This window comes from Paludisphaera mucosa (assembly GCF_029589435.1).
GTDB classification, from domain to species: Bacteria; Planctomycetota; Planctomycetia; order Isosphaerales; family Isosphaeraceae; genus Paludisphaera; species Paludisphaera mucosa.
Genome location: NZ_JARRAG010000002.1, coordinates 982,296 through 996,991 on the forward strand (window position 1 = coordinate 982,296; position 14,696 = coordinate 996,991).

Genomic DNA, 14,696 nt, shown 5'->3' on the forward strand with positions numbered 1-14,696 from the left:
CTTCGATGCAACTACTATTTACGCGCGATTTTCGCGCCAAGACGATTTCCTTAGGAGATTTGGCGCGCGGTTTCGCGACGCGACGCCGCGGATTCGCGCCGGCCGTGCCCGACCCGCGACGGGGCGAGATCGATCGCCCGCCGCGGGGCGCGGGGAACGCATCAAGAATGGCTCGCATCAAACGTCCATACGTAAGATCACGCGTGATGGAGGGGTGCGGGGGCCGAGGTGCGTCGCGTCCGACGAGATGCGGCGGGAAGGGTGTCGGGGTGGGCCGAGGCGGGGGCGGGGGGAAACGCGAAGACCCGGCCGGGCGCGGACGCCGGGCCGGGTCTTCGGATTCAGGTCGACGAGGTCAAGCCGTGGGGCTCGACGGGCTCGGGCTCAGTAGGAGTCGGAGCCGACGACTTCGCCGCCGGCCTTGGTGCCGAGGGCCATCCAGGTCCGCATGTTGACGGAGTCCTTGATGAACTTGACCGAGCCGTCGGACATGAGGACGTTGACGCCGCCCGAGTGGTTGCTCTGGGCGTTCGAGTAGGCCGCATCGTCCGGGCCGCAGCCGCCGCAGTCGGGGCGGCAGGAGTTCCAGGGGTACTGCTTCGAGTTGGGCGGGACGATCGTGTGGAAGAGCGTCATCGTCGTGGCGCCCCAGCCCCAGCGCGACCCGTTGGCGTTGCTGATGTTGGTGTTGCCGTTGGTGGCGCCGGCCTTGTAGGCCGTCGTGCAGGCCTGGAGCGACTGGGCCAGAATCTGGTCCGACAGCGTCGAGGCGTCCTGGACGAGGTTGGTCGAGCCGGAGCCGGTGATGGAGTTGTTGGGCCGGGCGACCGAGACGCCGGCGGGGTCGCCGACGAGCGACTCGGAGAAGGCGATCGTGTTCGAGCTGCCGTCGGTGATGTCGCGCAGGCCGTTGACGGCGTAGTAGACGAAGACGCCCGTGGAGTACGGGTTGCAGTTCGGCGGGCCGCCGGTCTTGTTGAACGGGTCGGGCCGGCAGCTGGAGTAGCCGGGCCACTGCTCCCAGCGGGCGGTGGTGGTGCCGATGCTGCCGCGATAGCTGTTGGAGTTGCCGGGGCCGGTCCCGCGGGGGATGGCGCCGCGACCGGCGTTGCCGTCGGAGGGGCAGAGGAAGCCGGCGACGAGGCTCGTCCAGGCGGTGCCGTTGATGTTGGCGCCGGCGTCGTAGCCGCCGCAGAAGGCGAAGTTGATCGAGTTGTAGAGCGGGGTCTGCTCCATGTACGGGAGCATCAAGGACTGGGCGCTCCACTCGGTCCACCCGGCGTAGCCCGGGTAGTTTTCCAGGTTGGTCGCCTGGCTCTGGCCCTGCGGGAACGAGCCGATGGCCTGGTGGTAGTTGTGCAGGCCCAACCCGATCTGCTTCAGGTTGTTGACGCACTGCGAGCGACGGGCCGCTTCGCGGGCCGACTGGACGGCCGGCAGCAGGAGGGCGATCAAGACCGCGATGATGGCGATGACGACGAGGAGTTCGATCAACGTGAACCCCGACCGCTTGCGCAATTTCATTAGGCACGACTCCGAATCAGAGGAAGAAAGGAAAGGACGAGATCGACCGAGATGCGCCTCGCCGCAAACGGCGAAACGTATTTGATGGATCCGCAGCTTTCGCGCCGAAGGCTGCGGATTCGAGGCTCGCGACGGAGGCCCGACGCGGCCTCGAGGATCAGGGCGCCTTCTTCTCGGCGGGAGCGGCCTCGGCCGGGGCCGGCGTGTCGGCCTTGGCCGCGGCCTTGCCGGGGTTCCGGCCGATGGGGATGCCGCGGCCGCCGTAGGCCTTCTGCCGGGCCGCCAGCTCGTCGGCCTGCCGCTTCTGGATGTCGGCCTCGGTCTCCACCGGGGCGGCGGGGGGGCCGCCGTCGCAGCCGGCGAGGTAGAGGGGGGCGAACAGGCCGACGAGGAGCGTCCCCGCAAGCCGACGGGGCGCACGCGCGATTCGCGAAATGATCATGGATGATGGATCCGAACTGAGGAGGCGATTCGACAAGGGCTGATTCTGGGCGAGGTGATACTGCAACCCTGTCGGCGGATCCGACCGCTCGACGATGCTGACACGTCTTTGTGAACGAATTCTTGCAGCCGACAAGGGGCGCGCCGCGATGGGCTCGCCATGAAACCTCGCACATGCGGAAAACTAACAGAGATGGCAAGGCACTGTCAATGACATGCCGACATGACATGCCATTTCTTATGCCTAACTCCTAAATATTTCGGAGATCGTGGAAGGGCGGCCGACGAAACCTCAAGCCTCGGGTCCGATCGCGTCGATGAAAAGGGAGATAGGGATGACGACGATTCGCGGGGCGTCGCGGCGGAAACCGCCGTCCTCGTCGGAACGTCCTGGCCCGGCGTCGTCTTGCGACGCGGGCGGGACGGTCGGCCTCCCGATGGAAAGGGGACGTCCGAGGATGGCGAAGGGCGCGTCCGATTCACCCAAGGCGGCGTATCTCGCGGCGTCGGCGCTGCTTGCGCTGGCGTTCCTGTTCCCCATCAGCCTGATGGTCTTCGACCCCACCCTGATGTTTGAGCGAGGCTGGGAGCAGTACGTCGGGACCGGCATCTATTTCTGGGCCGTGCTGACCCTCGCCGCCGAGCTGCGCCGGCTCTGGCGCGACGAGCAGGCGTTCGACGACGCCCCGGCGTTGCTGAAAGGCCTGGGCGCGATGCTGAAAAGCAACGCGGCCCCGGCCGAGGCGAAGGCGGTCGCGGTCGACGGCCGGGTCCTGCCGATGCGGGTCCGCCAGCTCGCCGTGTTCGCCCGCGAGGCCCGCTCGGCCCCGGCGGAGCAGCTCATGGAGGTCAACCGCGAGGCCTCGGGGCTCGACCAGGAGCACGCGGCCGGGCGGTTCACGCTCACCCGGTACATCCTCTACCTGCTGCCGGTCATCGGCTTCATCGGCACGGTCGAGGGCATCTCGAAGGCCCTCATGAAGATCAGCGAGGTCCTCCCCATGGTGAAGGACCTGGACGCGTTCCTGGGCAACCTGACCGGGGTGACCTCGGCGCTGCAGATCGCCTTCGACAGCACCCTGCTCGCCCTCTTCCTGAGCGCCTCGCTCATGCTGGTGCAGACCCTGGTCTTCCGCCTGGCCGAACGCCACCTGGCGCGGGTGGATCGCTGGGTGGTGGAGCACGTGCTGCCGGGCGTGGGCTCGCGCGACCCGATGGGCGACCGCCTGGAGGACCTGATCGGCCCCCACGTCGAGCGGCTCCGCAACGACCTGGCGTCGATCCTGGAGCCGGCCGCGCGGGCCTTGCAGGGCGAGGCCGAGAAGATCGGCCGCAGCCTGAACGCCCCCGTGGAGCTGCTGGCGACGGCCGTCGACAAGCTGCCGGCCTCGCTCTCGGCCTTCCAGCAGGGCGCCGAGGCCATCGGCCGGGTCGGCGGCGAGTTCGAGGTGCTGGAGGCGTTCGGCGAGGCCTCGCGGCGGTCGGCGTCGTCGCTCTCGCGGATCGAGGACGCGCTGGCCCGCACGGACGAGCCCGACCCCCAGCTCCAGGAGATCAAGCGGGCGCTCGACCGCAACACGGCGGCCGTCGAGGGCATGGCCGCGTCGTGGTCGTCGGCCTACGAGAAGTCGAGCCGGACGACCCAGGAGCAGCTCGCCAAGACGATGAACAACCTGAAGGACGCCCTGGACCTGATCAACGTCAGCATCGAGCAGGCCAACTCGCTGTATCGCAACATCGTCAAGCGGATGTTCGACGAGCGCGGCCGTTCGGGCGGCGACTCGTCCCGCGCGGCCTGAGCCGGGAGATCGCGGTCGCGAGGTCCCGTGGATCGATCTCGAGGAGGTTCGGAAGCCATGCGACGGAATCGGCGAGGGGGCGGCCACCAGGAGTTCGGCGGCTCGGGCGAGGACTCGTTCGTCGCCGTCGTCGTGACCAAGCTCACGGGCGCCCTGCTGTTCATCCTGCTGCTCACGATGGTGATCATGGCCCTGCTGCCCAAGGCCGTCGACCTGGCGGCCCCGGGGGCCTCGAAGGCGGCGGCCGAGGCCCGGCCGCTGCGGATCGTCACGCCCCCGGACCTCCCCGAGGCGATCGCCGGCCGGCCCTACGCCGTCGCGGCGGCCGCCGACGGCGGCCGGGGCCCGCTGCGCTGGTCGCTCGACGGCGCGTTGCCGCCCGGCCTGACGTTCGACGCGGCGACCGGCCTGCTGAAGGGGACGCCCGCGAAGGGGACGCCGCAGCCGCTCCACCTGGCCCTGCGCGTCACCGACGGCGAGGCGCTCGCGGCCGGGCCGCTGCGGCTGGTCGTCTACCAGAGCGACGTCCCCCTGAGCACGCCCGTGTGGTGGAAGCCCGGCATCCCCCCCGTCCCCTGGCGGGCCTGGCTCGACAATGGGGTCGGCTTCCTGATCCTCTGGCTCGTCCACCTCGTCGGCATGTCCGCCCTGGCCGGCTTCGAACGCCAGGCCGCGGCGATGGACCTGGCCATCGAGGGCGACGCGGGCGCGGTCGTCGCCGGCGCGGGCCCCGAGCTGGCCCCCCGACGGTTCGTCCTCTACCGCGCCATGGTCCGGCTGAGCACCCTCTCGGCCATGATCGGCCTGGCCGCCTGGCTCTGGTCGACCCGGCCTTGACTCCCGACGCCCGGGCGCGTACGGGAGCGGATGATTCCGAAAAGCTCCCTCAAGAACTGCGGCCACATCCACGCCGGAAGCCGCTATCATGAGGAAGTGGCTCCGGACCCGGGACGGCGATGGTCCGCCCCGGGTCGCCGGACGTAGCCTCGTTCGCATCCTTTGAAGGAGCATCCACATGACGCGACGTCGTCTCGCCGTGATCGCGGGGGGGATCGCTGTCGCACTCGCGTTCGCTTCCGTGTCCGTGCTGGCGCAGGACCAGGGGCAGGGCCAGGGCGGCCGCAGGAACCGAGGCGGGGGCGGCCCCGGCGGCTTCCGAGGTCAGGGTGGGCCCGGAGGTCCGGGCGGGCCCGGCGGCGGCGGCCCCGGGGGCCCGGGTGGGCCCGGCGGACGAGGTGGATTCGGCGGACCGGGCGGCCCCGGCGGCTTCGGGATGTTCGGTGGCGGCTCCCTCGTCGACCTCGCGAGCCGCGAGGCGGTCCAGGCCGAGCTGAAGGTCACCGACGACCAGAAGGCCAAGATCCAGAAGCTCGCCGCCGACTCCCGCGCCAAGCGCGAGAAGGTCATGCAAGATCTGCGCGAGCGCGGACGACGCAACGACCAGCAGGGTTCCAATCTCCCCTCGCGGGGGACGACCACGGCCGGCGTGATCCGTCGCGCCTCGTATCAGCCCCAGGACGGCGGCGGCTTCGGCGGCTTCGGCCAGGGCGTCGGCGGCTATTCCGATTCGCCCTACGTCCCCCAGCAGGGCCAGGGCGTCGACCCCGCCGCCGAGCAGCAGATGCTCCGAGAACAACAGCGGCAGATGCAGAATGAGCAGCGCATGGAGGCCATGCAGCGCATGGGCCAGGCGATGCAGAAGCTCCGCAAGGACGACGACGCGGCGCTCGCCAAGATCCTGGACGCCAAGCAGATGAAGCGGGTCCGTGAGATCTCGCTCCAGCTCGAAGGGCCGTTCGCCATCCTTCGCAACGAGGAACTCGCCCAGAAGCTCGACGTCACCGAGGACCAGTACGCCGAGATCCAGGAGATCGAGCAGGCGGCCAACGAGAAGCGCCGGTCCGCCGGCAACCCGATGCGGGACATCATGGAGAAGTTCCGCGCCACCCAGCCGCAGCAGCCCCAGGATCCGGCCGCCGACAACAACGGCGGCGGCCGCGGCGGTCGGGGGGGACGCCCGAACTTCGACTTCGAGGCGATGCGCAAGTTCATGGAGCTGCCCGAGAACAAGGCCCAGATCGACAAGATGCGTGAGAACGAGCTGGCCCTCCGCGACCAGAACTTCTCCCAGGTCTTCAAGGCCCTCGACCGTCGCCAGGCGTCCAATTACAAGAAGCTGCTCGGCGACAAGTTCGACACCGATTCGATGATGCGTGGGATGTTCGGCGGGCCGGGCGGGCCCGGCGGTCCGGGTGGACCTGGCGGCCCGGGTCGTCCCGGCGGTCCCGGCCCGGTTGCGACCGCACCGGCCGCGGCCGCCACCCCAGCCGCCGCAGCGGCCCCCGCCACCGCGGCGACCCCGGCGGCGAGCAGCGACACGAAGGCCGCGACGCCCAAGGCGGCCGCGACCACCCGAGGCGGCAGCCTCCGCGAGCGCCGCGGGCTGGGCGGCGCCACCAAGCCCCAGTGAGATCGCTCTAACGCGGACGGCCCGCCGACGGCATGCGTCGGCGGGCCGTTTTCGTTTCGAACGCGTCTCGTCGCCTCAATCGAGCATCTCGGCGCGGCCGCGGTAGCCCGAGGGCATGGGCAGGGCGTCCAGGGCCCGGCGGGCGCTCCAGCGGTACCAGAAACGCGAGGCCCGGGCGCGGACGAGGACGCTGCGGCCCGAGACCCGGACGTCCACGTCCTTCACGCGTTCGCCGAGCGTCTCCTGGATCTGCTTCTCGATCCGCCGCTTGACGGCCGCCTCGACGGCCGGGTCGCCGTGGGACTCGATCGTGAGGCCGTCCCGCGCCGCCGGGCCGCTTCCGTTCGCGCCGAGGAGCCGTCCCAGCCCCGCGGGCCGGCGAGCGGCGGGGGGCGCGGTCGCGGCCGGCTCCCGGCCTTCGGGCATGGGGCGCGAGGACGCCTCGCGGCCCGGGCCGGTCGCTCGTGGACCGGACGGCGCGGCCTGCCGCTCGTCGCTCGCGCCGGGGGCGATCGGTTCGAGCCTCAGCGGGATGTTCGGCGCGGGCTCGGGATCGGTCGAGGGGCCGTCGAGCGCGGGGGGCGCCGGCGGGGCGGCGACGTCGGCCGTCGGCTTGCGTGCGGCGCGGGTGGCGAGCGGGGCCGTGACGCCGGGGATCACCAGCAAGGGGCGGCTCGGAGCCGGCTCGGGCGTCTTGACGGGCTCGGCCGGGGGGGGCGTCGGGGGCGCGTCGGCCGTGGCCTCGATCGGAGGTTCCAGCGCCGGCGGCTCCTGCGCGTCGGCCCGGCCCGCCCCCAGGGCGAGGACGCTCAGGGCCGCGACGACGATTCTTCGTGCCATGCTTGCCCCGCCTTCGTGAACGGGCCGCCCGGGAGAGACTGAAGTCTATCGTTTCAAAGATCGGACTCGGGCCGGGCCGGGCATGCGTTTTTCTCGAAACGCCGGGGTTCGGGTATCCTGGATTTCGCGTCCTCGGACAGTGCGACGGCCCGCCTCGGAGAGGTCCATGCCCACGGCCCAAGAGCTCATCGACGCCCTGAAGCTCCAGCCCCACCCGATCGAGGGGGGATTCTTCCGCGAGACCTACCGCTCGGCCGGGACGGTCCCCGACGCCGACCTGCCCCCCGGCTATCGCGGCCGGGGCGTACGCTCGCTCGGGACGTCGATCTACTACCTGCTGACGTCCGAGACCTTCTCCGAGATGCACCGGCTCCCCACCGAGGAGGTCTTCCACGTCTACCTCGGCGGCCCCGCGCGGATGCTCCAGATCGATCCCGACGGGACCCATCGCGAGATCCTCCTGGGCTCGGACGTGCTCGCCGGCCAGTCCCCGCAGGTGGTCGTCCCGCCCGACGTCTGGCAGGGGACGCTCCTGGAGCCGGGCGTCGACTTCATCCTGGTCGGCGCGACGATGGCTCCCGGTTTCGACTACGCCGACTACGAGCAGGGCAAGCGCGCCGACCTCGTCGCCCGCTTCCCCCGCTCCGCCGAGATGCTCCGCAGGCTGACGCGCGTTTGAAGGCCGCGATCCGAGGGCCGGCCGCCCTCCGGACGACGGCCTTACCGACGATTCGGCGCTGAAAGCGGCTTCGGGGTCGATCGCGGCTCCAGGCCGACGTCCCCGCCAGCCCGATGCCGAGCAGGACGAGCAACTCAGCCCGCCGTGGATGTCCGAAGGCAAGCCCGACGTAACCCTCGGCGAGGGCCGTCGCCGCATCCGCACGGGCCTGGACGACCCCGCCCCCCTGCGTCGGCCGCCGCGCGGGCCTCGGCCTGCTCAAGAACGAGTCGATCGAGATCCGACTCCGCGTCTGATGGAGAATCTTATTATATCCACATGCTTATTACCGCCTGCGCATGAAGATCACGACCAGGGGTAGTGTGAGGAAAGTGACTGCATAAGCAAGGTAAACGAGCGCAACCGTAGCCATGTTAAACGAACCCTACAGGATTGGACCGAACGCCACCGGAGACGCCGACCTCTAGTTCGGCCTGAGATGTTGTTGCACTAAAGAGGAAATGATGGCATGCAATAGATATAACAATATGTCATTTATGCCGCATTCGACGATTTTGCATCGGGCTCCGATCCTGCCGATCGCACAGACGTCGCCCCCAGGGCGATCGCGCCATGATGGTCCGGCCGCGAAGATCTTGACGATCGATCCTCGGCGTTCGGGCTGGAGCCCGGCGGGAGACTCGGCGTCCGAAGCCCTGGCACGGGCCTGACCGAGAGCACCCATGAACACCGCGGTCGAACTCCACGACTCGACGCTCGCCGGCATGACCCACGACGGTCGCGATCTCGTCTTGCGCCTGTCGCCCGCCTATGTCCATCGCTCGACGGGGCGGCCCGGCGTCGATCCGGGATCCGGGTGGCTCCAGGACGTCGACCTGGTCATCTTTGAAGCCATGGTCGATACCTTGCCCTCCGAGTTCCCCGTCGACCTGAGCGACGGGTCCTTCTCGGTCGGCGAGGTTCTTTGGGACAACAGCATTCCCCTGCCCCTGGCCGTCACGGGCGCTGTGACGCTCACCGCGGTCACATGCGGTGGCGAGTTCCTGACCGTCCGCGGTACGGGGGCGTCGACCGTGATGCACGGGGAGTCGAGGTATTTTGAGCAATTCCCGGGATCGGCCGACGGCTGATCTCTTGCTGGCGCAAGCCGGGCACCCGGATGCATGAGGTTGCGAATAGCGCAATGCCGTTGGAGCCGTCCGCAATCCCGGATCGTGGTCCTTGGTTTCCGACCCGTAAGATCGGCCCCTAGCGTGCGGGCTCGCCGGGGCGCGGCGGGCGGGGGCTGGTGGCGGCCTGGCGGCGGTATTCCTCGTCGTTCCGCTTCCAGAGGTCGGCCATCTCGCGGACCTTCTCGGGGTGCCGGGCGGCGAGGTCGTGGACCTCGGCGCGGTCTTTCGCCAGGTCGTAGAGCTGCCAGCGGCCCTCGGCGGCGGCCGGCGCGGGGGCGACGATCTTCCAGTCGCCGACCCGCAGGCCGCGGTTCCCCTCGTGGTTGAAGTAGAGGAAGGGCCGCTCGACCGCCGCGTCCTGCGCGAAGGCCGGGAGGAGGCTGCGGCCGGGAGGCGCGGGGCGGGTCGCGCCGTTCCAGGTCTCCGGAGGGGTGACGCCGGCCACCTCCATCAGCGTGGGTGCGACGTCGATCAGGTGGCCGGGCGTGTGCCGCAGCTCGCCCCGGGCCTTGACGCCGGCCGGCCAGTGGACGATCAGCGGGGTAGAGACGCCCCCTTCGTACGTCCAGTACTTGTGAAGTCGGAAGGGCGTGTTGGCGGCCGTCGACCAGCCCGGCCCGACGCCCAGGTACGTCATCGCCGAGCCCAGGGGGGCGGCCGGGTCGTGGCCGGTCGAGCGGATGAGCTGCTCGGCGCTGGCGCCGTTGTCGGACGCGAACAGGATCAGGGTATCGTCCTTCGCCCCGATCGCCTCCAGGCGCTCGAGGATCCGGCCGATCTCGCGATCCATCCGGTCGACCATCGCCGCGTGGATCGCCATCTTGGCCGCCTGGAACGCCTTCTGCTCGGCCGTCAACGACGCCCAGGGGACGGCGCGTCCCACCTCGCCGGGGCCGACCCGGCGCTTCAGCTCTTCCTCGGCGAGGTTCCAGGACGGGACCGTCGTCGGGTCGAGGGGCGAGAGCGGGCCGTCGTAGACCCCCAGCTCGCGCTGGCGGGCCCAGCGGCGGGCGCGGATCACGTCCCAGCCCTCGGCGTAGCGGCCCCGATAGCGCTCGATGTCCTCGGGGAGCGCCTGGAGCGGGAAGTGGGGGGCGGTGAAGGCGACGTAGAGGAAGAACGGGTCGCCGGGATGCTCGCGATGGTGGCCGTCGAGCCATTCGACCGCGTGCGAGGCGATGGCGACCGTCGAGTAGTGCCCGTCCTCGGGCTTCGGCCGGGGCAAGGGCTTGTCGTCCAGCCTCTGGAAGGCGGGCGTGAAGTAATCGCCCGAGTCATCCCCGGAGTACGAGCGGAGGAAGCCCGCTTCGAGCACCGGGCCGTCGACGTGCCACTTGCCCGAATGGTAGGAGCGGTAGCCGGCCGGCCTGAGGAGGTCGGGCAGCAGCGCGGCCCACGTCGGTCGTGACCCGGCCGGGTCGCGGTTGACCTGCTGCGCGTAGTAGCCGGTCATCAGCGCCGCGCGCGAGGGCCAGCAGCGTGCGGTGTTGTAGAACTGCGTGAACCGCAGCCCGCCGGCCGCCAGGCGGTCGAGGTTCGGCGTGGCGATCTCGCCGCCGTAGCAGCCGAGGTCCGAGAAGCCGAGGTCGTCGGCCAGGATGACCACCACGTTCGGCGGCGCGGCGGCCCGCGCCGATCCGGCCGGGACGGCGATCGTCGAGAAGGCCAGCGCGAAGGCCGCTCCGAGGCGAAGTCTCCGAGGCGTCATGGGTGAGGTCTCGCGGGGCGTGCGTGCGGGATCGAACGGAACGGCGATTCTGGCGCCGGCCCGCACGCCTGGGAACGCTCCACCGCCCCGGGCGCGCGGATTTCCCGCCCGGGGCGCGTCCCCGTTCAGGAGTTCCCGGCGGCCGGCGCGAAGGCCAATTCGAGCTGACGCCAGCCCCGCGGCGAGGCGCCGGCGCGGTCGGAGGCGGCGGCCCGGCTGCGGCCGCCGAGCCAGCGCGAGGGGCGGAAGAAGGACCCGAGCGCGGCCAGCTCGTCGGGGTCGAGGAACAGCAGGTAGAGCGCGGTCATCTGCTCGCCGAACAGGGGGACGTTCACCATCGGCCAGATCCCGACGTGCAGCGCGACGCCCAAAAGCGCGACCCACCGCCGCGTGGGGCGGAACCAGAGCAGGAACACCAGCGCGAACTCGACGGCCAGGGCGGCGAAGGTCATGAAGTTCACGACCAGCGGGTAGCCCGCCACCCATTCCAGGTTGAACTGGCCGACCTCGTGGTTGAAGAGCACGTAATGCACGGCCGTGCCGCCCAGCCAGGCCCGGCCGTTGCACTTCAGGAAGCCGGTGACGAAGTAGATCAGGCAGAGCTGGAGCTGCATCAGCCGCTGCGCCCACGGGTAGATCAGCGGCTCCGCGAGCGTCCCGCGGCGGGCCGCCGCGCGGCGGGCGTCGAGCGAGAAGGCCGCGCCGCAGGGGGCGAGCATCATGTAGAAGGTGGTGATCATCATCACCTGGTCGGGCCCGCAGTTCGTCAGCAGGTTGCGGTTGTAGAAGGACATCTGGGCCAGGTACAGCAAGACGCCCGCGACCCGCGTGCGCCAGCCCAGCGTGAACGCGACGGCGACCCCGATCGTGATCGCCAGCGCGACGCGGACCGACGTCGGGTCCTGGAAATAGGCGAGCGGCGTGGGCCGCAGCGGGCCGGCGGTGACGGCCGCCTCGTCGCCCCGGAGCAGGCCGGCGTCGGTGTACCAGTAGTCGAGGTCGACCGAGATCAGGGCCAGGTGGCCCAGGACGAACAGGCCGAACAGGATCCGGAAGACCCCCAGCGGCCGGGCCGAGATCGGGGCGAACCAGAAGCGGTTCCAGGCGTGCAGCGGGTTCATCGGCGGTGCACCTCGTCCCAGGTGTCGAATTGGAAGGCGGCCAGGTTCTCGATCGTCTTGGGGACCATCGGGTCGGCCTGCGACGACCCGAGCGGCGGCGACTGGGCGACCTGATAGTAGAGGCGGACGTAGACCGGGAACGCCTCGGGCGCGATGCCGAGCGTCCGCACCACGTGCCGCGCCGCCATCTCGCGCTGGGGGGCGTACTCGTCGAGCCCCAGGTTCGCCGCGAACTTGGGGTGCCGGAACTTCGGCAGCTTCCGCCACCAGGGGAGGTCGGCGACCTTGGTGAACTCGTGGATCCGCCCGTGGCCCCGGGCGTCGCTCACCTCGGCCTCCAGCGTGATCATGCTCTGCAGCGGGTCGGGCGCGAACATGCCCCAGGCCTGCCAGAGGCCCAGCGGGATCATGTAGGCGCTGAACCACGGGACCATCGCCTGGCGCATCGGCGACGCCGGCATCACCCAGGCGAGCGTCCCCGCCATGTGGAACAGCACGAAGGCCGAGATCGCCAGTTTCCAGGCAGTCCATCGCCGGGCCACGGTCGGCTCCTTTCGATCCATCGTCCGGGGGTGTGGTCTTGAGCTTCCGCGTCGAGTCGCGCGGGAATCTAGGCCAAAGCGCGCGAGCCGTCAACGTCAACTCGCCCCCCCCGCCCGGCCGATCCGCCGCGGGCCGCCTCGTCAGGACTCCTCGCGGGCCTGTTCGTCGTACGCCTTCAGGACCGCGACGGCCTCGTCGCGCGACAGGCCGATCGTCGGCAGCCGGCGGGCCGAGGCCGGCTCGGCGAGCTGCCCGTACAGGAAGGCGTCGTCGAAGCCGTTGATCTCCGCGGCGTCGGCCGCGCTCGCGCCGAAGACGACGCCGTCGACCCCCGCCCAGTAGGCCGCGGCCAGGCACATCGGGCAGGGCTCCGACGACGAATAGAGGATGCAGCCCTTCAGTTCGACGACTTTGAGCGCCGCGCACGCGGCGCGGATCGCCTGCACCTCGGCGTGCGCCGTCGGGTCGAAGTTCGCGAAGACGTGATTCCGGCCGTCGGCCACGACGGCCCCGTCACGGTCCACGATCACCGCGCCGAACGGGAAGCCCGTCCGCTCCTCGATCCCCGCCCTGCGGGCGTTCGCGACCGCCCGCAGCAGGAACTCCCGCGCCCGCGACTCGGGGAACCGATCGCGGATCTCCGCCGACGTCGCCCACGCCCTGCGCTCGACTTCGTGCCTGCCGTAAGCGGCCATGCGCGTGTCCTCCTTCGACGGAATCCTTTGCGAGACCTATTTGAGCCTAACGAAACAGTCGTCCCAAAGCCTGGCCCGGATTTCGTTTGGAGAATTTGTCGATAAAGTCTATAGATTAAGTCGATATTGACCTTGATGACATTCCCGTCGTCTCGCATAATGCGGCGGCGGGCTGGTCCCGCGGCCTCCCGCCCTCGGATGGCGGGACGACCGGGCGTTCTGGACGAGGTGATGATGGGCGACCGCGTACTCTCGAACGGGAACGGCGATCGAGCGAAGCCGCCCGCCCCGGCGAGCGAGCTGGAGCTGGAGCAGGTCCGTGCGGCCGTGCGCGGCATCCGCTACGGCGAGGTCCGCGTGATCATCCAGGACGGCCTGATCGTGCAGATCGAGCGGCTGGAGAAGCAGCGCTTCCGCTGAGGCCGCCCCCCCTTTCTTCCTCGCCGACTCGACCACGAGAGGCGTGTCGAATCTTCCCCGAATGATGCGGGCCGACGACCGGAGCGACCGGAGGCGTCCCGCGGGATACCGGAGGATGGCATGCTTCTTTCCGAACGCCAGGGCGGGCTCGTCCGGGCCGCGTCGACTCGCCCCGCGCGGCGGGGCTTCACGCTGATCGAATTGCTGGTGGTGATCGCGATCATCGCGGTCCTGATCGCGCTCTTGCTCCCCGCGGTGCAGTCGGCGCGGGAGGCGGCGCGGCGGATCTCTTGCACGAACAACCTGAAGCAGGTCGGGCTGGGACTGCTCAATTACGAGAGCGCCAACGGATCGTTCCCGCCGGGGGCGCTGGCGTACTTCCTGAACGGCAACATCTATTCGCCGACGTTCTACAACAACCACGGGCCCAGCGTCCACGCCCGGATCCTCAACTACGTCGAGCAGGCCCCGCTGCACAACGCCCTGAACTTCGCCGTCAGCATCTTCAACGCGCCGGACGAGGACGCGATGAACCTGACGGTGAGCCGGACGGTCCTGACGACGTACCTCTGCCCGTCGTCGACGGCGCCGAGCTGGAACTTCCAGGGGACGAGCGGGCCGCTGCTGACGGTCAAGGCGCCGGGCAACAGCTACTTCGCCTCGACGGGCTCCTCGCTGGAGTTCGCCGGCCAGCAGTCGGGCGGGCCTCCGAACGGGCCCTTCCAGTACGTGGGGACCAAGGGCAAGGTCACGACGATCAGCGGCGTGAGCGACGGCCTGAGCAACACCATCGCCTTCGGCGAGTGGAAGATCGGCACCGGGACGCCCGCCCAGAAGTCGATCCAGGACGTGGTCTTCGTCGGCACGTTCCCCGCCGGCACCCGGCGCAACGACGGGACGCTGAACATGGCCCACCCCGCGCTGGTCAACAGCTTCCAGACCTGGCTCAACGACTGCGCGAGCACCTGGGCGAGCGGCGGCGGCCGGCAGGGCAAGACGACCACGCTGGGCGAGGCCTGGCCGCTGGGGCTGTGCGGCTACACGCTGGGCAACGTCCTGCTCGGGCCCAACTCCAAGTACCCCAACTGCAACACCAACGGCGGCGGGACCATCATGAGCCCCGGCGTCTTCGGCCTCAGCTCGTTCCACCCCGGCGGCGCCAACATCCTGCTGCTCGACGGCTCCGTCCGCTTCCTCAAGGACTCGGTCTCCAAGCCGACCGTCTGGGCCCTCGGCTCGGTCGCACAGGGCGAGATCGTCACGGCCGACAGCTATTGACCCCGG

At 70.1% G+C, this 14,696-nt stretch carries 14 protein-coding genes; 7 read left to right on the forward strand and 7 right to left on the reverse strand.

From position 1 onward, the window contains the following. Nucleotides 1-384: 384 nt before the first annotated feature. Nucleotides 385-1,524, reverse strand: coding sequence for a DUF1559 domain-containing protein (locus tag PZE19_RS13515; protein WP_277861153.1), 1,140 nt, complete (start codon nt 1,522-1,524; stop codon nt 385-387). A gap of 157 nt (nt 1,525-1,681) precedes the next feature. Next, complete coding sequence (locus PZE19_RS13520; protein WP_277861154.1) at nt 1,682-1,966, reverse strand: hypothetical protein; 285 nt, start codon at nt 1,964-1,966, stop codon at nt 1,682-1,684. Nucleotides 1,967-2,423: 457 nt separating this feature from the next. Between PZE19_RS13520 and PZE19_RS13525 the strand changes: the two genes are divergently transcribed. From PZE19_RS13525 to PZE19_RS13535, 3 genes are all read left to right on the forward strand, one after another. Then, nucleotides 2,424-3,764, forward strand: coding sequence for a MotA/TolQ/ExbB proton channel family protein (locus PZE19_RS13525; protein ID WP_277861155.1), 1,341 nt, complete (start codon nt 2,424-2,426; stop codon nt 3,762-3,764). 57 nt (nt 3,765-3,821) lie between these two features. Further along, a complete protein-coding gene (locus PZE19_RS13530; RefSeq protein ID WP_277861156.1) occupies nt 3,822-4,601 on the forward strand; it encodes an Ig domain-containing protein in 780 nt (259 codons plus the stop codon). Between the two features lie 178 nt (nt 4,602-4,779). Beyond that, nucleotides 4,780-6,234, forward strand: a complete 1,455-nt coding sequence (locus tag PZE19_RS13535; RefSeq protein ID WP_277861157.1) for a hypothetical protein — start codon at nt 4,780-4,782, stop codon at nt 6,232-6,234. A gap of 75 nt (nt 6,235-6,309) precedes the next feature. On the opposite strand, the gene PZE19_RS13540 is transcribed toward PZE19_RS13535, so the two are convergent. Further along, a complete protein-coding gene (locus PZE19_RS13540; RefSeq protein ID WP_277861158.1) occupies nt 6,310-7,074 on the reverse strand; it encodes a hypothetical protein in 765 nt (254 codons plus the stop codon). Between the two features lie 166 nt (nt 7,075-7,240). Here PZE19_RS13540 and PZE19_RS13545 point away from each other — a divergent pair, with 166 nt between their 5' ends. Together PZE19_RS13545 and PZE19_RS13550 are read left to right on the forward strand one after the other, a co-directional pair. Beyond that, nucleotides 7,241-7,753: a cupin domain-containing protein gene (locus PZE19_RS13545; RefSeq protein ID WP_277861159.1), complete on the forward strand. Its 513-nt coding sequence runs from the start codon at nt 7,241-7,243 to the stop codon at nt 7,751-7,753. A gap of 722 nt (nt 7,754-8,475) precedes the next feature. Then, nucleotides 8,476-8,883 carry a hypothetical protein gene (locus PZE19_RS13550; protein ID WP_277861160.1) on the forward strand — a complete coding sequence of 136 codons (408 nt, stop codon included), beginning with the start codon at nt 8,476-8,478 and terminating at the stop codon, nt 8,881-8,883. A 118-nt stretch (nt 8,884-9,001) separates the two neighbouring features. Here PZE19_RS13550 and PZE19_RS13555 read toward each other — a convergent pair whose 3' ends face one another. The 4 genes from PZE19_RS13555 to PZE19_RS13570 all read right to left on the reverse strand — a co-directional run bounded on the left by PZE19_RS13555 (nt 9,002) and on the right by PZE19_RS13570 (nt 12,992). Next, entirely contained in the window at nt 9,002-10,633 is a 1,632-nt protein-coding gene (locus PZE19_RS13555; RefSeq protein ID WP_277861161.1) for an arylsulfatase, read from the reverse strand. Nucleotides 10,634-10,758: 125 nt separating this feature from the next. Beyond that, a complete protein-coding gene (locus PZE19_RS13560; protein ID WP_277861162.1) occupies nt 10,759-11,754 on the reverse strand; it encodes an HTTM domain-containing protein in 996 nt (331 codons plus the stop codon). Beyond that, the gene (locus PZE19_RS13565; RefSeq protein WP_277861163.1) at nt 11,751-12,296 is read right to left on the reverse strand and encodes a hypothetical protein; all 546 of its coding nucleotides are present in this window, start codon (nt 12,294-12,296) and stop codon (nt 11,751-11,753) included. Before PZE19_RS13565 ends, PZE19_RS13560 begins: the two co-directional genes overlap by 4 nt. Before the next feature lie 141 nt (nt 12,297-12,437). Further along, nucleotides 12,438-12,992 (reverse strand): nucleoside deaminase, encoded by a 555-nt coding sequence (locus PZE19_RS13570; RefSeq protein ID WP_277861164.1) that lies wholly within the window; start codon nt 12,990-12,992, stop codon nt 12,438-12,440. 234 nt (nt 12,993-13,226) lie between these two features. Between PZE19_RS13570 and PZE19_RS13575 the strand changes: the two genes are divergently transcribed. Together PZE19_RS13575 and PZE19_RS13580 are read left to right on the forward strand one after the other, a co-directional pair. Further along, complete coding sequence (locus PZE19_RS13575) at nt 13,227-13,412, forward strand: YezD family protein (RefSeq protein WP_277861165.1); 186 nt, start codon at nt 13,227-13,229, stop codon at nt 13,410-13,412. A 120-nt stretch (nt 13,413-13,532) separates the two neighbouring features. Beyond that, entirely contained in the window at nt 13,533-14,690 is a 1,158-nt protein-coding gene (locus PZE19_RS13580; protein WP_277861166.1) for a DUF1559 family PulG-like putative transporter, read from the forward strand. The last annotated feature ends 6 nt before the right edge of the window (nt 14,691-14,696 follow it).